We start from the raw sequence: 18,987 nt of genomic DNA, 5'->3' as shown, positions 1-18,987 counted from the left end.
TCGACCAGTTCGGCGACCGACTTGACCTTGACGCCGGCCTTGCGGCCCGACGGCTCCTCGGTCTTCAGCACCTTCAGCCGCGGCGTCGTGTCGACGCCGAAATCGGCAGGAGCCTTCTTGTCGAGCGGCTTCTTCTTCGCCTTCATGATGTTCGGCAGCGAGGCGTAGCGCGGCTCGTTCAGGCGCAGATCCGATGTGACCACCGCCGGCAGCTTGATCTCGATCGTCTGCAGGCCGCCGTCGACCTCGCGGGTCACGGTCGCCTTGCCGTCACCGATCTCGATCTTCGAGGCAAAGGTCGCCTGAGCCGAACCCATCAGTGCTGCCAGCATCTGGCCGGTCTGGTTCGAGTCGTCGTCGATCGCCTGCTTGCCGACGATAACAAGGCCGGGCTGCTCGGCCTCGGCCACACCCTTCAGGATCTTGGCAACCGCCAGCGGCTCGACCTGATCGTCGGTCTCGACCAGGATCGCCCGGTCGGCGCCCATGGCAAGTGCCGTCCTCAGCGTCTCCTCGGCCTTGGCAGGACCGATTGACACCACGATCACCTCTTCAGCCTTGCCGGCTTCCTTCAGCCGCAGCGCCTCTTCCACCGAGATCTCGTCGAACGGGTTCATCGACATCTTCACATTGGCAAGCTCAACACCCGTGCCATCCGGACGTACCCGGATCTTCACGTTGTAGTCGACAACCCGTTTGACTGGGACGAGAATCTTCATGGGGTCCTTCCTTCGAGAGAAACTGGCTTCAGCGTTTTTAGGAAAATGCGCGCTTAGGCGCCGCTCCGATTGTCGAATGGCGACATGGATACGCGTTTTTCCTCCAAAGACAACGCTTCCATGACGCTGACAGGCGATTTGCCTCGGCAATATATAACGTTGACGTTCACGTCAATATCACTGCCGGCCGCGACCCCAAGGAAGGCGCGGCGCCGTTCGTCCGTCCGTGCCGGCCGCAACGGCTGGGCCGCTGCCGGTTTCATTTCTCACCGCGCGAGGTGTCACGATTTCCCGATCGAAGAGCGGCACGTCAGACCGGCGCAAAACGAGAATCAGAAGAGCGCCGGCAAGGATGCCGCCGACATGGGCGCCCCAGGAAACGTCTCCATCGGGAGTGATCGCCAGCATGAGGAATTGCTGGCCGATCCACAAAAGCAGCGGCACGAAGGCCGGCAGCGGCAAGGGCACACGGAAGAACACCAGCACCCAGACCCTGACGCGCGGATGCAGTATGACATAGGCGGCAATGACGCCGGAGATCGCCCCCGACGCGCCGACCAACGGCGCTTCCGAGGTCGTGCCCAGCAGGCCATGGCAAAGCGCGCCGGCAGCAGCACAGGCAATGTAGAAAACCAGGAATCGCAGATGCCCCATCGCATCCTCGACGTTATCCCCGAAGACCCAAAGGAAGATCATGTTGGAAGCCAGATGCCAGAAGCCGGTATGGACGAAGGCATAGGTGAGGTAGGTCAGCGGCTCCGGCACGATTTCGAGGCCCTGCGCCAGCACGGCGTGGCCGAAAGCAATCGCCGGGATATAGCCGAGAGCGACCGTCGTCGCCTGGGAGGCCTGTTCGCTTTCCAGGCTGGTCAGAAGCCAGATTGCCACATTCAGGGTGATCAGGGCGAGCGTCACCCACTGAACCTTGATATGTTTCAGCGTGTTGGCATCATGGAGTGGTATGAACATTAAGGCCCCCCGGCGTGATGGCAAGCAAGCCTATCTGTTTTTCCCCGGAACCCAAAGCACATCCGCCTGGCCCCCGTCATTTGCGTAACGCGCCGCGACGAAGAGGAAATCGGAGAGGCGATTGACATATTTCATTGCCGCCTCGCTGACGATCTCGCCGTCCGCGCGGCCAAGCGCCACCATCAGGCGTTCGGCGCGGCGTGCAATTGTGCGGGCAAGATGCAGATGCGCGGCCGCGGGGCTGCCGCCGGGCAGGATGAAGGATTTCAAGGGCTCCAGGCCGGCGTTCAACTGATCGATATCGCGCTCGATGCGGTCGACCTGCGTCTCGACGATCCGCAGCGGCTCGTAGGCAGGCTGCTCGCCGGTATCGGGCGTGGCGAGATCGGCGCCGAGATCGAAGAGGTCGTTCTGGATCAGCATCAGCATGGCGTCGAGCTCCGGCAAGCCTGTTGTGTGCAGGCGCGCCAGGCCGATCGCCGAATTGGCCTCGTCGATCGTGCCATAGGCCTCGACGCGCAGGTCGTCCTTTGTCCGGCGCGGGCCGGAGACCAGCCCGGTCGTGCCGTCATCGCCGGTTTTCGTGTAGATCTTGTTGAGTTTGACCACGATCTCCCCCTACGAACCCGGTCAGGTCGGCCGGCCGCCGCCGGTCAGCCAGAGCGTCAGCATGATCAGAATGACCGCGATCGCCTGCAACAGGACGCGAAGCTGCATCAGCTTGTTGGAAAGATTGGCATCGCCGCCCTTCATCATGTTGAAGAGGCCGCGGATCAGGACGAGGGCGACGACGCCCATGACGATGATCGCAAGGATATAGGTGACGGTGGACATGGCATTCAGCTTTCTCAGTCCGTCCAGCGCATCAGGCGGTAGAAGAGATCTGCCGGAAGCAGCCGCTTCAGGACCATGCCCTGTTTAGCCGGAGTCGTTACAGGATAATGTGGCCTCGGTTTTTTCGAGTTCAATGCGTGCTTCAACACCGAATAGACTGCCTCGGGGCCAAGTTTGTGACGATTGACCGGCCCCGAACCCTCGAGCCTTGCCAGCTGTCTGATATAATCGACCGCGTGCGGCGAATTCTCGATGTCGATATTCTCTTTGATCTTAACGAGCGCATTGGCGGTGAAACGTGTCGCGATCGGACCCGGCTCGATCAGGCTCACGTGAATGCCGCTGCCCTGCAGTTCCATGCGAAGCGTGACGCTGAGGCCTTCGAGCGCGAATTTGGAGGCGGTGTAGGCGCCGCGATAGCGATAGGGCAGGACGCCGAGGATGGAGGAGCACTGCACGATCCGTCCCTGGCCTCGTTTGCGCATCGGCGGAATGACCTGACGGGTCAATTCGTGCCAGCCGAAGAAGTTCGCCTCGAACTGCGCGCGCAAGGCCGCCGTCGAAAGATCCTCGACGGCGCCGGGCTGGCCGTAGGCGCCGTTGTTGAAGAGCGCGTCGATGCGGCCGCCGGTGCGCTCCAGAACCGCTCCGACCAGCGTGGAAATCGTCTCGGCCCTGGTGTAGTCCATCAGCAAGGCTTCGATGCCGTCCGCTTCCAGTCCGGCTAGATCTTCCGCCTTGCGCACCGTCGCAAAGACACGCCAGCCGTCGGCTTTCAGCGCTCGCGCGCAATGAGCGCCAATACCGGACGAGCATCCGGTCACGACGATGGTGCGCTGCTCCGCCATGGAATGATTCCTGTACAAAATGGGACTCGTTTCCCATATTCGGCCAGAGGATACAATCTGGAAAGCCGGAGACGGAATGCCGAAGGTGCTGCGCACGATCTACGACGTGGTTTATGATGCGATCTGTCACCTGATCGAGGACGACGGCTTCGCCATGGCAAGCCATGTAGCGCTGTCGAGCCTGCTTGCGGTTTTCCCCTTCCTGATCTTCGGCACGGCGCTCGCAAGCTTCCTCGGCGCCAATCAGTTTTCCTCGACCGCCATCCACCTGATCTTCGATACCTGGCCGGAGGCGATCGCCAAGCCGGTCGCCGACCAGGTGCTGCAGGTGCTGACCATTCCGCGCGGCGGGCTGCTGACGATATCGGTGCTGGCGGCGGCCTATTTCGCCTCGAACGGCGTCGAGGCACTGCGCATCTCGCTCAACCGCGCCTATCGGGTGCAGGAGACTCGGCCCTGGTATCTCACGCGTCTCGCCAGCCTTGGCTACGTACTGATCGCGGTCGTCATCTTTGCGGCGATCAGCATATTGCTGGTCGCGCTGCCGCTCGCCCTCGATTATGCGCGCGGCTGGTTTCCGCTGTTTGCCGATACGCTCGACATCGTCTTCAGCTGGCGCATCTACGGCACGCTGGTGGTGCTGACGATCGCCCTGCTCGTCGTGCATCTCTGGCTGCCGGCCGGCAAACGGCGGGTCTTCGACGTCATTCCCGGCGTGCTGCTGACGCTGCTTCTTTGGCTCGCAGGCGCGCTGATCTTCGCCTATTATCTCGCGACCTTCGCCAATTATACGGCAACCTATGCCGGTCTCGCATCCGTCATGATCGTGCTGATTTTCCTTTATATGGTCAGCGTCATTTTCATCATCGGGGCAGAGATCAATGCGGCGCTGATCAAGTTCCGCGTCTTCCGGATGTTCTCCCATACGCTTTCGATCGTCGGCCGGCAGCGCGTCGCGAGGAAATCAGAGCCCGACAAGGCGGCGAACATCGGACCCTGACATGCCCCGGGCGCGCAATTCGCCAAGTCCGCTGTCGCCTTCGCTTTTCGAAAGCTTGCGGCCGTCTGCGTCGAGAATGAGACGATGATGGTGGTAGATCGGTTGCGGCAGGTCGAGCAGCACCTGCAGCAGCCGATGCACCGACGTTGCGTGGAAAAGATCGAGCCCGCGCACGACATGGGTGACGCCCTGCAGAGCATCGTCGACGACCACCGAGAGATGATAGCTCGACGGGGCGTCCGAGCGAGACAGGATGACGTCGCCCCAGACTTCAGGCTCTGCGGCGATCTCGCCCGTCCTGCCGTCACCGATTTCCGTCCAGAACAAAAGCTCGCCGGTCAGATCCAGTGCCTTGCGCATATCGAGCCGCCAGGCATGCCTCTTCCCCGAGGCGAGCATTTCCCGCGATTCGGCCTTCGGGCGCTCGCGATCGGTTGCGGGATAATGCGGGGTGCCGTCGGGATCGCGCGGCCAGGATTCGCCCGCCGCTTCGTAGGCGGAGACCCGCGCCTTCACCTCGCCCCGAGTGAGAAACGCCGGGTAGACCAGGCCGCGCTCGATCAGCGCCTGCAGCGCCGCCTGATATTCGGGGAAATGTTCCGACTGGCGCCGCACCGGGCTTTCCCAGCCGATACCAAGCCAGTCGAGATCGCTCAGGATGCCGGCCTCGAATTCCGGCGTGCAGCGCGTCAGGTCGATATCCTCGATGCGCAGAAGAAGGCGGCCATGGCTGGCCTCCGCCATATCGCGGTTCAGGAAGGCGGAGAGGGCATGGCCGAGATGCAGCGGCCCGTTGGGGCTCGGCGCAAAACGAAAGACAGGTTTTTGACGCTCGCTCGTGGTCATGCTTTCTTCTGCCATGGATTCACGTTTCGAACCACTGCGAGGCGATGTGCAGATCATCCGCAACGAAGACGACGTCAGGCACGGGCTGGAAGCGCTGCTTCGCCTCGATCCGCGCCTTGCGCCGATTGCGGCGGACGCCGGGCCCATTCCGCTCAGGCTGCGTGAGCCAGGCTTTGCAGGTCTTGCCCATATCATTGTCTCGCAGATGGTATCACGCGCTAGCGCCGAGGCGATCTGGCGCCGGATGCTGCCGGCCGACGGTCTGCTGACCGCGGAAGGCTATGCGCTGCTACACCCCGAGGCATGGCGGGAGTTCGGCCTGTCGCGCGCCAAGGCCGAGACGCTCACACGGATCGCCGAAGCGGTGGCCTCCGGCCGCCTCGATCTCTCCAGCCTTTGCCTGAAGCCGCCCGGCGAGGCGCTCGGCGAACTCACCGCGTTGAAGGGCGTTGGCCCTTGGACGGCTGAGGTCTATCTGATGTTTTGCGGCGGCCATGCCGATGTCTTCCCGGCCGGCGACGTCGCGCTGCAGAATGCCGTGGGCGCGGCCTTCGGCCTTGAGGCCCGGCCGCAGGAAAAAGCGCTTGCTCTCCTGGCAGAAATCTGGTCGCCGTGGCGTTCGGTCGCGGCCCGGCTTTTCTGGGCTTATTACGCCACGAAAATGCGTCGCGACATGGTGCCGATCGGCTGATCGGCAACACTCTTCAAATTGCCTTTATCCTCTGAATTTATTGGACTTCACAATCCTGTAACAACCGGCCTAATATACAGGTGCAGATGCCGAATCGATCAGGAGAGTCCCTTGACGATTGCAGTCTCCCCACAGGCCCTGCCGGCGCTCGTCCTGAACGCTGACTACCGGCCGCTGAGTTATTACCCCTTGTCGCTATGGTCCTGGCAGGACGCGATCAAGGCGGTGTTTCTCGACCGTGTAAACATCATCGCAGAGTATGAACATTCGGTTTCCTCGCCGAGCTTTTCGATGCGGCTTCCGAGTGTCGTGTGCCTCAAAACCTATGTTCAGCCGTCCCGCAATCCCGCGTTCACCCGGTTCAACGTCTTCCTGCGCGACCGGTTCGAATGCCAGTATTGCGGCACGCATGACGACCTGACCTTCGACCATGTCATCCCCCGCGCCCATGGCGGCGAGACGACCTGGGAGAATGTCGTGGCAGCCTGTTCGCCCTGCAATCTGCGCAAGGGCAGCAAGCTTCCCAAGCAAGCAGGCATGTTCCCGGCGCAGAAGCCCTATCAGCCGACGGTGCAGGATCTGCACAATAACGGCCGGCTGTTCCCGCCGAATTACCTGCATGACAGCTGGCTCGACTATCTCTACTGGGATACCGAACTGCAGCCCTGATCGACCTGCTTACGCCGCCTTGCGAACGCCGAGAAAGGCGAAGGCGGCGAGCAGGAGCCCAGCGATCACATTCCAGCCCGCGAAAGACAGGCCGAGCACGCGCAGCGCCGCGTCCGTGCAGGACGGGCCCTTGATGGTGTTGAGTTCGCCTAGCAGATCACCGGCATTGGTCGTCATGCTGCTTGCCGTGGTCGAGCAGGTGGCCGGGCCTGGCCAGAAATGCCATTCGACGCCGGCGTGATAGACACCCATGCCCGCCGTGACCAGCATCAGCATGCCGGCCGCCAGAATGAGCGCGCGGGTGATCCAGTTCGGCACGCCGACGAGCGCCGAGATCGCACCGATGATGGCGATCGGAATGGCGTAGTAATAGGGCTGGCGCTGCAGCAGGCAGAGCGCGCAGGGAATATAGCCGCCGATATATTGGAAGCCGAGCGCCGTTCCGACCACCGCCGCCATGCCTATGGCAAGCAACAGGGAATAGGCAAAGCCGGGGCGGACGAGCGGCGAGGAAGTGGCAGTCATGGCGGAACTCCGCAGCCTGAAATCTGAACTTGAATCTAGTGAGCGAGATAGCGGTAGGCGAGGTATAACACGATCACGGCGGCGGCACCGATGCCGACGATCTGACCGAGGCGCTTTTCGATGAAGTGGCGGATCGGCTCGCCGTATCGGCGCAGCAGCCAGCCGAGGAAGAGGAAACGCGCGCCGCGGGCGACGATCGCCGAGACGATGAAGAGACCCAGATTGACGTGGATGACGCCGGACAGAATGGTGACCACCTTGATCGGCGGCAGATGCGCGAGGCCGGAGGTGACGAGCAGCAGCAGGATCGTCTCGTAGGTGACGTAGGCCTTCATCTGCTCGAAGGCATCGAGCTTGCCGTAGAATTCGAGAATGGGCCGCGCCACCGTCTCATAGGCGTAATAGCCGAGCGTCCAGCCAGCGATGCCCCCGAGCACCGAGGCGACGGTTGCAATCAGCGCGTAGCGATAGGAGCGCTCCGGCTTGGCAAGCGCCATCGGCAGGAAAAGCACATCGGCGGGAACGAGAAAGATGGAGCTTTCGACGAAGGCGATGACGGCGAGCCAGACTTCGGCCGATTTGCGCGAGGCCAGAGACATGGTCCAGTCGTAAAGTCTGCGGAGCATTCCGTTCCCTTCCTGTTGCGGCGCAAAAAGCTTTAGGGGCCGTGCGCGGTGCTGTAAATGCTCGCCGTGGCCTTCTCGCCACCACCGTTTAAAAATTTTCGTGATCCGATGCATCCGGGTCTCTCGCAAGATTTCACGGGATTGCGAATCTGCCATTCTGCGGCAAGCTTTTTTCGGATCGGCATGCAGGGTGGCGTGAGATGGTATTCAAGGTGATCGAGGGCGGGCGCGGGCAGGCGGCGTTGGCGGACGAGTGGCCCGAGGCGGGCCACGGACCAAGCCCGGACGACGTGCGGTGGGAGGCCGCCCGGCGGCTCAACGAAAGCGGCTACCATCTCTCCCGCGTCCGGGAATTTGCGACCGGCGCGCCGATGCCGGCAGCACTCAGATATTTGTCGCTGCAGATCGATTTCGCTGCCGAGGCGCTGTCGCGGCTCGATCCTATCCCGGTGGACTTTCGTTCCGACGCCTACTGGCCGACCTCCTCCTGAGGCACAGGGCGGTGCGGTCGCCGTTTCAGGACAAGTCCATCGACTTTTCCCATTGCTGGCGCAGGACGTTCATTTCCGTGCGCTTCTCGGCCATTTCGCTGACGATGGCGCGCAGATTGGGATGGCGCGACATGAACATGTTGAAGTCGCGCCGTTCGAGCACCTCGAACTGACAGAAGTCGACGGCGATGACGTCGGCGCTGCGCCGTCCGCCGGTCAGAAGCGCCATCTCGCCGAAGAAGGAGCCCGGCTCCAGTCGGATTGCACCGCTGGCAAGCCGCACTTCCACGGCGCCGGAAGAGATGAAAAACATGCCGTCGCCGCGGTCGCCGCGGCGGATGACACGTTCACCGGGCGGGGCGGATTTCGCCTTGAAGAGCAGCAGCAGCTCCTCCTGCGCGTCCTCGTCGACCTGGGCAAACAGCGGGAAGGTTTCGATCAGCTGCTGCATCTTCAGCTGGTGCTGGCGTTCGCGCTCCTCGCCGAGTGCCCTGATTTTTTCCAGTTCCTTGCCGAGCGTCTTCTGCTTCTTCCTGCCGTAGCTTTCCCAGAGAGCAGGCCATTTCGAATGGACATATTTCTTCAGGCTGTCGGTCGAAAAGATCACCAGCGGGTTGAGGGTGATCGACAGGATCGCGGCGGCAAGGATCAGATCCTGACCCTCATGGGGCAGGAGCCCGAGCGAGACGCCGAGTCCGGCGAGGATGAAGGAAAACTCGCCAATCTGAGCAAGGCCGCCGGCCAGCGTCAGCCCCAGGCCGATCGGGTATCGCAGCAGCAGGACGATGAGGAAGGTGATGATGGCCTTGCCGAGGATGATGAGCGCCAGCGCGCTTATCACGGCCAGCGGCTGGCGCACCAGGATCGAAGGGTCGAAGAGCATGCCGACCGAGACGAAGAACAGCACGGAGAAGGCGTTCTGCAACGGCAGCGAGTCGGCCGCCGCCCTATGGCTGAGTTGGGATTCGCTCATGACGACGCCGGCGAAAAACGCGCCCAGCGCGAAGGAGACGCCGAAGATCGCCGCCGAGCCGAAGGCGATGCCGAGTGCGATCGCCAGCACCGTTAGTGTGAAAAGCTCGCGCGAGCCTGTGCGGGCGATCATGGTCAGCAGCCACGGCACGATGCGAGGGCCGAGGAAGATCGCCATTGCGGCAAAGGCCACCACCTTCAGCAGCGTCAGGGCGATCGTCAGCGCCAGCGGCAGATCGCCGAGGCCGTGGTTCGTCGTCGCGACCGCGTTGCCACCCAAAAGTTCTGCAAGCGCCGGCAGTAGCACCAACGCGAGCACCATCGCCAGATCCTCGACGATCAGCCAGCCGACGGCGACGCGCCCGCTCGGCGCATTGACGAGATTGCGCTCCTCCAATGCCTTCAGGAGAACCACGGTGCTCGCCACCGAAAGGCTGAGGCCGACGACGATGCCGGCGCCGAGGCTCCATCCCCAGAGCTTGCAGAGGCCGATGCCCAACAAGGTGACAAGGATAATCCGCCCGATCGCGCCCGGCACGGCGATCCCTCGCACGGCGAGCAGGTCGGAGGCGGAAAAATGCAGGCCGACGCCGAACATCAGGAGGATAACGCCCATTTCGGCGAGCTGACCGGCAAGAGCGGTATCGGCGACAAAGCCCGGCGTGAACGGGCCCATCATGATGCCGGCCATCAGATAGCCGACGAGCGGCGGCAGCCGAAGCCTGTCGGCGCCGTAACCGAGGATCGCCGCGAAAACGAAACTGACGGCGACCGTTGCAATGAGTCCGACTTCCTGATGCACGTCTGCCTCTTCCTGTGATGACGGCGGCCACTTTGTACGAAGCGCAAGCAAAATTAAACAGTTGATTTGGGTGATGGGAACGCTGTTTTAGAGGCTCGGTCGGTCGCAAACGGATTGCGGCCTCGCTCCACCCCCCGCGCGAACGGCGCCCCGCCGATATTGGAACCACTTTCGGTCTGTCTCGTTGCCTCTTCAAGGAGAAGGAGAAATAAGATGCGAAAGATCATCCTGAACTGTACCTTGGCGGCCCTTGCCGCCTGCTCGTTTGCCGCGCCTGCTCTCGCCGACAGCGTCTATGTCAGGGAGCGTTCCTATGATGATGACGGCTATCGCCCTGAGCGGGTACGACCCGGCGTCACCATCAGCGAACGCGGCATCACCTTCGGCGCGGTGCGCGAACGCGATCACCGCCGCTATCGCGATGACGGCTGCGAAACCAGGAGCGTCACCCGCCAGACCGACGAAGGCGAGGTGACCAAGACGGTCCGCCGCTGCTACTGACGGATATATGCTACAATGACGAAGCCCGGTTCTTGTGCGAGCCGGGTTTTCGCCTTTCAGGCGCTGACATATCGATGCGGTGGTGGAAATCGATTTTCGATGTTATGAGCACGCCTTTGGTAAAGCGCGTTCCCAGCGCAAAGACCTCCCGCACAGGATTTTTCAGCATGATTGAGCTTACCCCGTCCCAGATCGCCGCACTCAAACTCGCCCGGGATGGAGATCTTTATCCCCAGCCGGCCAACAAGTGGACGCACCAGAACGCGACGGTGACCTACGCAAAAACCGACCGGTGGAAAGAACGTCCCCAGAAAGTGAAATCGGTCACCGCCAAGACGTTGGGCGAGTTGAAGGAGCCTGGTTTCCTCGAACGGCGCCATCTGGATGACGACGGATCAAAAGACGTCTACGGCATCACGATGGCCGGCAAGATGTGGCTGTTGAAGAATAAGTAGTTTTAGCTGGACGTGATGGCGCAGCTAACCGGCGCACCATCCGACCAGTCCGCCTTCGTTTCCGGCGGTACTACGGCGCGATGGTTTTCCGCTTAGCTGCTCTCGTCTGCCTGCCGAGCCAAAGCTCGCAGAGCGAAGGCTGGTGCCCCATGCCGGGGTCGAACCAGCACTTCTTTCGAAACTCGATTTTGAGTCGAGCGCGTCTACCAATTCCGCCAATGGGGCAACGGATACAGACCGGGCGGCTGTCTAACATGCGAGCGCCCGCGCGCGCAAGACGGTTGGGCGAAGTTATCCGGCTGATCCGGTTGAAGAGATCCGGCTTCGTTTCGAGGCCGGATCTCGTTTGATCTCAATGGGCGGCGGCCGGCACGGGATTGGTCAGGCCGGACTTCTTCAGCGTAATCGCCAGGATTGAAGCCAGTAGGCAGAAGGCGCCGGCGACGAAGAAGGCGGGCAGATAGCTCGAAAGCTCCGTGCGTGAAAGCCCTGCCCCGTAGGCGGCGGTGGCGGCTCCCAGCTGATGGCCGGCAAAGACCCAGCCGAAGACGAGGCCGACCTTTTCACGGCCGAAGCGGTCGGCAGCGATCTTGACGGTCGGCGGCACGGTCGCGATCCAGTCGAGGCCGTAGAAGACAGCGAAGATGGAGAGGCCGTAAAAGTTGAAATTGCTAAAGGGCAGGTAGAGCAGGGAGAGGCCGCGCAGGCCGTAATACCAGAACAACAGCCAGCGATTGTCGAACCGGTCGGACAGCCAGCCGGAGCCGATCGTGCCGAAGAAATCGAAAATGCCCATGACGGCGAGAACGCTGGCGGCGGCCACCGGGACAATGCCAAAATCGCCGCAGAGGGTGACGAAATGCGTCTGGATCAGGCCGTTGGTGCTGAGGCCGCAGATGTAAAAGGTGGCGAAGAGGATCCAGAAGGTCGAGGTCGTCGAGATTTCCCTGAGGACGGTGATTGGCGTCATCAGCGCGACGCCGAGCGAGGTGCTTGCCGGCGGTGGCGTCACGTGTGTTTCGCCAAGAGCCGGCAAGTTGAGGTCGGCCGGGCGGTCGCGCATGAAAGCCAGCACGGCAAGGGCTGCGACCATGATCATGGCGCACACGAAAAATACCGTCGAGCGCCAGCCGTAGCGTTCCGTCAACTCGGCCATCAGCGGCAGAAAGACGAGTTGGCCGGTGGCCGAGCTTGCCGAAAGCATGCCGACGACGAGGCCGCGGTGCTTGGTGAACCAGCGGGAGGAGACCGTCGCGGCGAGCACCATGGCCGTCAGGCCGGTGCCGAAGCCGACCACGATGCCCCAGAGCAGCAGCAACTGCCACAGCGTGGTCATGAACAGCGAACCGATGAAGCCTGCACCGATCAGCGCAAGCGCAAAGACGATGACCTTGCGGACGCCGAAATAATTCATGAAGGCGGCGGCGAACGGACCCATGAAACCGAAAAGAATCAGACGGATCGCAAGCGCGGAGGAAATCTGTGACGTTTCCCAGCCGAATTCGTCCTGCAGAGGTTTGATGAGAACGCCGGGGGCACCCATGGCGCCCGCCGTCACCAGCATGGTGAGGAAGGTGGCTGCGACGACGACCCAGCCGTAATGGATGTTGCGCCGGGCAAGGGAGGAGGCGAGGGCTGTGGAAACCATGAGCACAATCCGTTGAAATTCAGCTTCGGGAAGATACGGGAGCGATTTACATGATGATCATCATATTTCTTGCCTATTGATGATGGACGTCATATATTTTGTCAAGCGACTATTTCTGGAGACGACAATGCGGGTCAGCCGCGAGAAATTTGCCGAAAACCGCGAGAAGATCCTGAGCGTTGCCGGCGTGCTTTTCCGCGAGAACGGTTTCGACGGTGTCGGCGTTGCTGACATCATGAAGGCGGCGGGACTGACGCATGGCGGCTTTTACGGCCACTTCAACTCGAAGGACGACCTGGCGCTCGAGGTCAGCCGCAAGCTGATCGACAGGGTGGAAGAGCGCTGGAAGGAGCATATCGCCGAATCGCCGGAGCGGCCGTTGCAGGCGCTTCTCGACCATTACATCCACTGGCGCACCGTCGATGACCCGGGCGGCAGCTGCGTTTTCGCAACGCTGATCCAGGAGGTGAGCCGCAGCCGCGGCGCGGTGCGTGAGGTTTTCAGCGACGGGCTATCGGTGTTGGTCGACACGCTCGCCGACATCGTTCCGGGCGGGAGTGAAGAAGAGCGCCGCGCCAATGCCGCCACAACGCTTTCATCGATGATGGGCGCCGTCATTCTTGCCCGCGCGGTCGAGGACAGGGCGCTTGCCGAGCAGTTTCTGGTGACGATGCGCCGGCAACTCGATCCCGGCACCCGGACATAAGCTCAATCGCAGAAGGTGATGTTCGATCTCCTTCTGCGCGTGGTCTCGGCCGGCGAATTATTTAAAGCCGGCGATAGCATGCGGGATGTAGGGTGCTTCCAGTGCCGCCACTTCCTCGGCTGTCAGCTTGACAGACAGCGAGGCAACGGCGGCCTTGAGATGGTTTGGTTTGGAGGCGCCGATGATCGGGGCCGTGACCGCGCTCTTCTGCAGGATCCAGGCGGTCGCAACCTGGGCGCGGGAGATGTCGCGGGCCTTGGCGATCTGTGCCACCGCTTCGACGATCCTGCGGTCGACGTCGATGGATTGCGTGTAGAGCGTCTTGCCGAATTCGTCGGTTTCGCTGCGCGCGGTCGTCTCGTCCCAGTCACGGGTCAGGCGGCCGCGGGCGAGCGGGCTCCAGGGAATGACGGCGATCTTCTGGTCTTCGCAGAGCGGCAGCATTTCACGCTCTTCCTCGCGGTAGAGCAGGTTCAGGTGGTCCTGCATGCTGACGAATTCAGTCCAGCCGTTCAGCCTGGAAACGTAGAGCGCCTTGGCAAACTGCCAAGCATACATGGAGGAGGCGCCGATATATCGCGCCTTGCCCGCTTTGACCACGTCGTGCAGCGCTTCCAGCGTTTCCTCGATCGGCGTCGTGTAGTCGAAACGGTGGATCTGGTAGAGATCGACATAATCTGTGCCGAGCCGTCGCAGGCTGTTATCGATCTCGTCGAAGATTGCCTTGCGCGACAGGCCTGCGCCATTTGGCCCCGGCCGCATGCGGTTGAACACTTTGGTCGCCAGCACGATGTCCTCGCGCTTGGCGAAGTCCCGGATGGCGCGACCGACGATCTCCTCGGAGGAGCCGTTGGAATAGGTGTTGGCCGTGTCGAGGAAATTGATGCCGAGGTCGATCGCCTGTTTGATGATCGTCCGGCTATCCTCCTCCCTGAGGCTCCAGGCGTGGTTACCGCGGCCGGGATCGCCGAAGGTCATGCAGCCCAGGCAGATTTTCGAGACTTCGAGCCCGGTCTTGCCGAATTTTGCGTATTCCATGAAACGTCTCCGTGATGAATTTGACGACACCCCCTGCGGCTTTGCATGATCTAGTGCGGAACCGACAAAGTCGCAGGGAGCAGAACGAAGAATTTGTGCTGCTACGAGCGCAATGGTGGGTGATCGCGTTGAAGCGGAGCTCATGTTTTGCCGCTTTCGGCTCCGGCTTGCGCATCCGCGCCGCAGGGTGTTAGCTGGTGCAGCATTTTTACCGGAACTCGACCATGCAACTGCCGTCCCATGATCGTTATGACGATCTCTACCACGATTTCTCCTGGCGGATTCCGGCGGAATTCAATATCGGCCGCGCCGTCAGCGACGACTGGGCGGACCGGGCGCCGGAGCGCGTCTGTCTCGAACATTTCAGCCCGGACGGCCATCATCGCACGATGAGCTATCGCGCGCTCGCGGACCGTTCCTCGGCCTTCGCAAATGCACTCGTTTCGCTCGGAATCGAGCGCGGCGATCGTGTCGCGCTGCTCCTGCCGCAATCCTTCGAGACGGTGATCGCACATGTGGCGATCTACAAGATGGGCGCGATCGCGCTGCCGCTGGCGCTGCTCTTCGGCGTCGAGGCGCTGGAATACCGGCTGAAGGCGGCAGGCACGGCGGCCATCGTCACCAATGGCTTCGGTCTGGAACGTATCCGGCAGATCCGCGATCGCCTGCCGATACTGAAACATGTCGTCAGCATCGACGGGAAAAATAAGGACGCACTGGCTTTTTCCGAGCTGGTGGATGCCCATCCCTCCGTCTTCGAGGTCGCCAAGACTGGCCCGGACGATCCGGCGCTGATGATTTTCACGTCGGGAACGACGGGGCCGCCCAAGGGCGCGCTGCATGGTCACCGTGTCCTGCCGGGCCATATTCCGGGTATGCAGTTTGCCCATGAGGGCTTTCCGAAAGAAGGTGACAAGGTCTGGACGCCGTCCGACTGGGCCTGGGCGGGCGGGCTGCTCAATGCGTTGCTGCCGAGCCTTCTGCTCGGTGTTCCCGTGGTCTCGTCGCCGGCGCAGAAATTCGATGCCGACATGGCCTACAGGATCATGGCCGAGATGAAGGTGCGCAACGCCTTCATTCCGCCGACGGCGCTGCGGCTGATGCGATCCGTTGCCGATCCGCGTTCGAAATATGACCTGGTGCTGCGCACTATCGGTTCTGCCGGCGAGGCGCTTGGCCGCGAGACATATGAATGGGCGCGGCGCACGCTCGGCATCACAGTCAACGAGTTCTACGGCCAGACGGAATGCAACTTCGTGCTCTCGTCGAGCGCTGCCTATGGCGTGACCAGGGCAGGCGCCATCGGCCGGACGGTGCCGGGACACCGCGTCGCGATCGTCGATGAAGCGGGCGAGGAATTGCCGGTAGGGGAACCCGGCCAGATCGCCATCGCCAGTCCCGACCCTGTCATGTTCCTGGGCTATTGGAACGATGCGGCGGCGACCGAGCGGAAATTCGTCAAGGGCTGGCTACTGACCGGCGATATCGGCCGGCAGGACGCGGACGGCTACATCACCTTCGAGGGCCGCGACGACGACGTCATCACCTCGTCGGGATATCGCATCGGCCCGGCCGAAATCGAGGATTGCCTGATCGGCCATCCGGCCGTGCAGCTTGCCGCCGCCATCGGCAAACCCGATGCCGTGCGCACCGAGATCGTCAAGGCCTATATCGTGCTGTCGTCGGGCCATTCCCCAAGCGAGGCGCTGGCCACGGATATCAGGGAATGGGTGAAAATGCGGCTTTCGATGCATGAATATCCGCGCGAGGTGGAATTCATCGACTCCCTGCCATTGACGACCACCGGCAAGGTGATCCGCCGGCTGCTGCGCGAAAGGGCGGCGGCCGAAGGTTAGCCCCGGCCGGCGAGCGACATGATCTTCTCGCGCAGCATCTTCGCCATGTTGCGGGTGCTGCGATACATATGGAGCTGGGCGGCGACCTGGCGCATATCGCGGTCGCCGTTCTGCGTCAGGCCGATCACCAAGGTTCCCATTTCCTCGCGCTCCTGCCAGAAGCGGCTCATGATCGGATGGTCCGAGACGGCGCAGGAATCGGAGCGCACAATGTTGGCGTCGTCGAGATGCCACTCGGTGAGTTCGCTCATCAAGAGCTTGCCCGGCGAATAGCGGGCATAATTCTCGTCATAAGCGGTCTTCCAGGTATAGGCCTCGCCGCCCATCATCAGAACGACGATGGCGGCGATCGCCTTGCCGTTGAGGTCGATCGTGTGGATGCGTACCGCATCGACGGCGGCAAGGTTCGATACGGCCTCGCGGGCAAAGGCGGTGTGATAGCGATCGGTCACGAGCGCGCTGCGGCGCTTGCCCTTCCAGCCGCCTGCCTCCATCGCCAGGAATTCCTCGAAGCGCACGTGGATTTCGCGTGGCTGGCGCGCGACGGCATAGACCGCCGTTCCCTGTTCTTCCAGCAGGCGCCACTGGCGGCGCATCTCGCGCATATGCGAGGAGGAGACGGTCTTGCCGAGATAGACAGGCGCCTCTTCCTCACTCTGCAGCATCGGGCGCAGGTACGGATTGGTCACGGTGAGCGGCAGGTTGCGGCTGAGCGCGACGGCCTTGGCCATGCGCACGAAGATGCCGTTCAGCCTCAAATCCGGCAAAACCAGCGTGCTGGGCAGATTGAGATCCGGGGTGGTTAGTCCCTCGAAGAAATTGTCGAGGGTCTCGGCGGCATCCTCGCCATCGACAAGAGGCGTGCCGAGCGGGCCGAAGCTGTTCGACCAGCCGCGGATGATCGACGGGCCAACGGCAAAGCCCGGCTTGTCGACCGAAAACGGCATGAGGAAGCGCATTCGGCTGCGGCCGGCGCCATGGTCACGGATGAGGGCGAAGTTTACCTGCCGATCTTCAAGCCGCGGCATGGCGGGCGCGAGGAAACGGCCGGAGAAGAAGACGTTCGGTTCCATCGCCCGATTGGAGAGGAAGTCGAGTTCTTCCTGCAGCTCGTAGCCGAGCTTGCCGGGATAGAGGCAGAGTTCGCGCCCCCGCCTGCCGATCTCGGCACGGGCCTCGGCCTGCGGCGCTTCGAAATTCAATGCGGCGAGGTCATGCACCATCCGGTTGGCGATGCTGTCGGTGCTTTCGGTGACGGGGGGAAGACGCACCATCTATCGAACTCTCATTTCTGGCGTTGCGGCGGAGGGGCTGGCGAAGGCGAAGAGGACGATGCCGAGCGTGCGGCGCACTGCGATATGCAGAAGGATCGCCTCGACCGCCATGGCTGAGGCCGTGGCGACCGCGGTGCCTTCGATGCCGTAATGCGGGATCAAAGTGAGGTTGAGGCCGATATTGGCGGTCAACGCGCCGGCGTACAGCGCAACGCAGAGGTTCTGCCTGCCGGCCATCATCAGCAGTGTTTCGGCTGGTCCGACCAGCGACTTGGCAAGGATGCCAGCGAGCAGGATCGCCATCAGCAGGTAACCGGCAGTGAAGGCGCCGCCAAAGAGCGAAAGCAGCAGGTGACCGGCTGCAAGCACTGCAAGGCCAACCCCCAGTGCCGGCCAGAAGGTCCAGCGAGCGGCGTCGGTGGCGGCAACCGCCAGTTGGGCGTGGTCGCCCTCGGCGATGATCGAGGAAAAGCGCGGGCCGGCGGCCGCCTTGACGGAGAAATTGATGAAATGCACCAGAGCCATCGTCTTGGCAGCGGCGAAATAAATCGCGACATCGTGCGGCTCAAGGAAAATGCCGACGACGACGACATCGGAATTGGTGAGCAGAAAGCTCACGCCCTCGATCAGGAAGATCGGGAAGGCGACGCTGAACCAGGCGAGGAAATCGACTTTGCGTGGGCCTTCGTCGTAATGCCGGCGAAGACGGTAGAGCGTGGCGCAGTATTGGCCGACGGCGGTGACGAAGGTGGCGGCGAGCGCTGCCTGCATGGCGGTGACCGCCGTATGCGGGGCTCCGATCGCGATCGCGATCAGCATGAAGGCGATGATGAGGATCGGGCGGATGATATAGACCGGGCTCAGTGCCATGACAGGCCAGTGGTTTGCCCGCGACGTGCCCTCCAGAATGTCGCCCAGCGCGATCATCGGCATGGCGAGCAGGCCGAGGAAAATCGGGACGAGGTAGTAGGTCTCGATCATATCTCCGAAGAAATGCAGCCCGAGCATGCCGGCGGCGAGCACCACCGTGCCGGAAAGCAGCGCGAAAATGCGTGCCGTGCCGGTGAGGCCGCGGATTTCCTCGAAAGCGCCCGCCGCCCTGTATTGGGGCAGGAAGCGAATGATCGCGGTGTGGAAGCCGAGGCAGGAGAGATCGCCGAAGACGACGACCAGCACCCAGACGAAGACGAAGATGCCGTATTCATATTCGCCCATCAGTCGGGCGAGCACGATCTGGGATAGGAAGGCGAGAGCGGCGCTGAGGATACGGATCGAAAAGGCCGTCAACGCCATGCGCTGAGCCGCCGCCTTCTCGCCGCGTTCGGTGAGCACGGCTGCAAGCATGCGCAGCGTACGGCCGCCGATCGGGCGTAAGCCCGCGGGCAGCATCTTTTCCGCTGTTTCTATGACCGCCATGATGAACACGCAAAACTCTGAAGGTCAGGCAAATCGTCCGCGAAGTCTTGACAGGTCAGGGTTAAGAAACGGTTCCGGGGCAGTCTCGCCACAAAGCCAAA

Annotated in this window: 21 protein-coding genes and 1 tRNA gene; 8 read left to right on the top strand and 14 right to left on the bottom strand. The window is 62.2% G+C overall.

The features are described 5' to 3' along the window. The 5 genes from EFD55_RS31350 to EFD55_RS31330 form a co-directional block, all read right to left on the bottom strand. A partial coding sequence (locus tag EFD55_RS31350; RefSeq protein ID WP_148102917.1) for an electron transfer flavoprotein subunit beta/FixA family protein occupies positions 1-719 on the bottom strand: 719 nt, incomplete at its 3' end. A 177-nt stretch (positions 720-896) separates the two neighbouring features. Then, positions 897-1,688 (bottom strand): rhomboid family intramembrane serine protease, encoded by a 792-nt coding sequence (locus EFD55_RS31345; protein ID WP_125850810.1) that lies wholly within the window; start codon positions 1,686-1,688, stop codon positions 897-899. A 30-nt stretch (positions 1,689-1,718) separates the two neighbouring features. Then, entirely contained in the window at positions 1,719-2,297 is a 579-nt protein-coding gene (locus tag EFD55_RS31340) for a cob(I)yrinic acid a,c-diamide adenosyltransferase (protein WP_125850808.1), read from the bottom strand. A 21-nt stretch (positions 2,298-2,318) separates the two neighbouring features. Next, entirely contained in the window at positions 2,319-2,522 is a 204-nt protein-coding gene (locus EFD55_RS31335) for a twin transmembrane helix small protein (RefSeq protein WP_088677727.1), read from the bottom strand. Positions 2,523-2,536: 14 nt separating this feature from the next. Further along, positions 2,537-3,370 carry an SDR family oxidoreductase gene (locus EFD55_RS31330; protein ID WP_125850806.1) on the bottom strand — a complete coding sequence of 278 codons (834 nt, stop codon included), beginning with the start codon at positions 3,368-3,370 and terminating at the stop codon, positions 2,537-2,539. Positions 3,371-3,446: 76 nt separating this feature from the next. Here EFD55_RS31330 and EFD55_RS31325 point away from each other — a divergent pair, with 76 nt between their 5' ends. Next, complete coding sequence (locus EFD55_RS31325; RefSeq protein WP_125850804.1) at positions 3,447-4,370, top strand: YihY/virulence factor BrkB family protein; 924 nt, start codon at positions 3,447-3,449, stop codon at positions 4,368-4,370. Here the strand turns inward: EFD55_RS31325 and gluQRS are convergent. Then, complete coding sequence (gene gluQRS / locus EFD55_RS31320; RefSeq protein ID WP_125850802.1) at positions 4,335-5,216, bottom strand: tRNA glutamyl-Q(34) synthetase GluQRS; 882 nt, start codon at positions 5,214-5,216, stop codon at positions 4,335-4,337. The two genes, EFD55_RS31325 and gluQRS, sit on opposite strands and share 36 nt — an antisense overlap. On the opposite strand from gluQRS, the gene EFD55_RS31315 reads away from it, so the two are divergent. Next, the gene (locus tag EFD55_RS31315; RefSeq protein ID WP_125850800.1) at positions 5,215-5,907 is read left to right on the top strand and encodes a DNA-3-methyladenine glycosylase family protein; all 693 of its coding nucleotides are present in this window, start codon (positions 5,215-5,217) and stop codon (positions 5,905-5,907) included. The two genes, gluQRS and EFD55_RS31315, sit on opposite strands and share 2 nt — an antisense overlap. Before the next feature lie 111 nt (positions 5,908-6,018). Continuing rightward, the gene (locus tag EFD55_RS31310) at positions 6,019-6,576 is read left to right on the top strand and encodes an HNH endonuclease (protein ID WP_125850798.1); all 558 of its coding nucleotides are present in this window, start codon (positions 6,019-6,021) and stop codon (positions 6,574-6,576) included. A 9-nt stretch (positions 6,577-6,585) separates the two neighbouring features. Here the strand turns inward: EFD55_RS31310 and EFD55_RS31305 are convergent, their stop codons facing one another. Continuing rightward, positions 6,586-7,101, bottom strand: coding sequence for a disulfide bond formation protein B (locus tag EFD55_RS31305; protein ID WP_125850797.1), 516 nt, complete (start codon positions 7,099-7,101; stop codon positions 6,586-6,588). Between the two features lie 35 nt (positions 7,102-7,136). Further along, on the bottom strand, positions 7,137-7,727 hold the full coding sequence (locus EFD55_RS31300) for a YqaA family protein (RefSeq protein WP_125850794.1): 591 nt from the start codon (positions 7,725-7,727) through the stop codon (positions 7,137-7,139). A gap of 200 nt (positions 7,728-7,927) precedes the next feature. Here EFD55_RS31300 and EFD55_RS31295 point away from each other — a divergent pair, with 200 nt between their 5' ends. Continuing rightward, complete coding sequence (locus EFD55_RS31295; protein ID WP_125850792.1) at positions 7,928-8,218, top strand: hypothetical protein; 291 nt, start codon at positions 7,928-7,930, stop codon at positions 8,216-8,218. Between the two features lie 25 nt (positions 8,219-8,243). On the opposite strand, the gene EFD55_RS31290 is transcribed toward EFD55_RS31295, so the two are convergent. Further along, positions 8,244-9,992: a cation:proton antiporter domain-containing protein gene (locus EFD55_RS31290; RefSeq protein ID WP_125850791.1), complete on the bottom strand. Its 1,749-nt coding sequence runs from the start codon at positions 9,990-9,992 to the stop codon at positions 8,244-8,246. 213 nt (positions 9,993-10,205) lie between these two features. Between EFD55_RS31290 and EFD55_RS31285 the strand changes: the two genes are divergently transcribed. Beyond that, entirely contained in the window at positions 10,206-10,493 is a 288-nt protein-coding gene (locus tag EFD55_RS31285) for a hypothetical protein (protein WP_125850789.1), read from the top strand. Positions 10,494-10,660: 167 nt separating this feature from the next. Beyond that, a complete protein-coding gene (locus EFD55_RS31280; RefSeq protein ID WP_125850787.1) occupies positions 10,661-10,948 on the top strand; it encodes a hypothetical protein in 288 nt (95 codons plus the stop codon). 140 nt (positions 10,949-11,088) lie between these two features. On the opposite strand, the gene EFD55_RS31275 is transcribed toward EFD55_RS31280, so the two are convergent. Further along, a tRNA-Leu gene (locus EFD55_RS31275) sits at positions 11,089-11,173 on the bottom strand. Positions 11,174-11,300: 127 nt separating this feature from the next. Continuing rightward, entirely contained in the window at positions 11,301-12,596 is a 1,296-nt protein-coding gene (locus EFD55_RS31270; protein ID WP_125850785.1) for an MFS transporter, read from the bottom strand. A 127-nt stretch (positions 12,597-12,723) separates the two neighbouring features. On the opposite strand from EFD55_RS31270, the gene EFD55_RS31265 reads away from it, so the two are divergent. Next, positions 12,724-13,302, top strand: a complete 579-nt coding sequence (locus tag EFD55_RS31265; RefSeq protein WP_125850783.1) for a TetR/AcrR family transcriptional regulator — start codon at positions 12,724-12,726, stop codon at positions 13,300-13,302. Between the two features lie 57 nt (positions 13,303-13,359). Here EFD55_RS31265 and EFD55_RS31260 read toward each other — a convergent pair whose 3' ends face one another. Further along, positions 13,360-14,340, bottom strand: coding sequence for an aldo/keto reductase (locus tag EFD55_RS31260; RefSeq protein ID WP_125850781.1), 981 nt, complete (start codon positions 14,338-14,340; stop codon positions 13,360-13,362). Between the two features lie 224 nt (positions 14,341-14,564). Between EFD55_RS31260 and EFD55_RS31255 the strand changes: the two genes are divergently transcribed. Beyond that, positions 14,565-16,196, top strand: a complete 1,632-nt coding sequence (locus EFD55_RS31255; protein ID WP_125850779.1) for an AMP-binding protein — start codon at positions 14,565-14,567, stop codon at positions 16,194-16,196. Here EFD55_RS31255 and EFD55_RS31250 read toward each other — a convergent pair. Both EFD55_RS31250 and EFD55_RS31245 read right to left on the bottom strand, forming a co-directional pair. Beyond that, on the bottom strand, positions 16,193-17,470 hold the full coding sequence (locus EFD55_RS31250) for a GNAT family N-acetyltransferase (RefSeq protein WP_125850777.1): 1,278 nt from the start codon (positions 17,468-17,470) through the stop codon (positions 16,193-16,195). The genes EFD55_RS31255 and EFD55_RS31250 overlap by 4 nt on opposite strands. Next, positions 17,471-18,886 (bottom strand): lipopolysaccharide biosynthesis protein, encoded by a 1,416-nt coding sequence (locus tag EFD55_RS31245; protein WP_125850775.1) that lies wholly within the window; start codon positions 18,884-18,886, stop codon positions 17,471-17,473. Between the last annotated feature and the right edge of the window lie 101 nt (positions 18,887-18,987).

It is taken from the genome of Rhizobium pisi, from assembly GCF_003938655.1.
Classification (GTDB): Bacteria; Pseudomonadota; Alphaproteobacteria; order Rhizobiales; family Rhizobiaceae; genus Rhizobium; species Rhizobium pisi.
The sequence above is the reverse complement of the archived record's forward strand: the minus strand, read 5'-3'. Positions and strand labels throughout refer to the sequence as shown.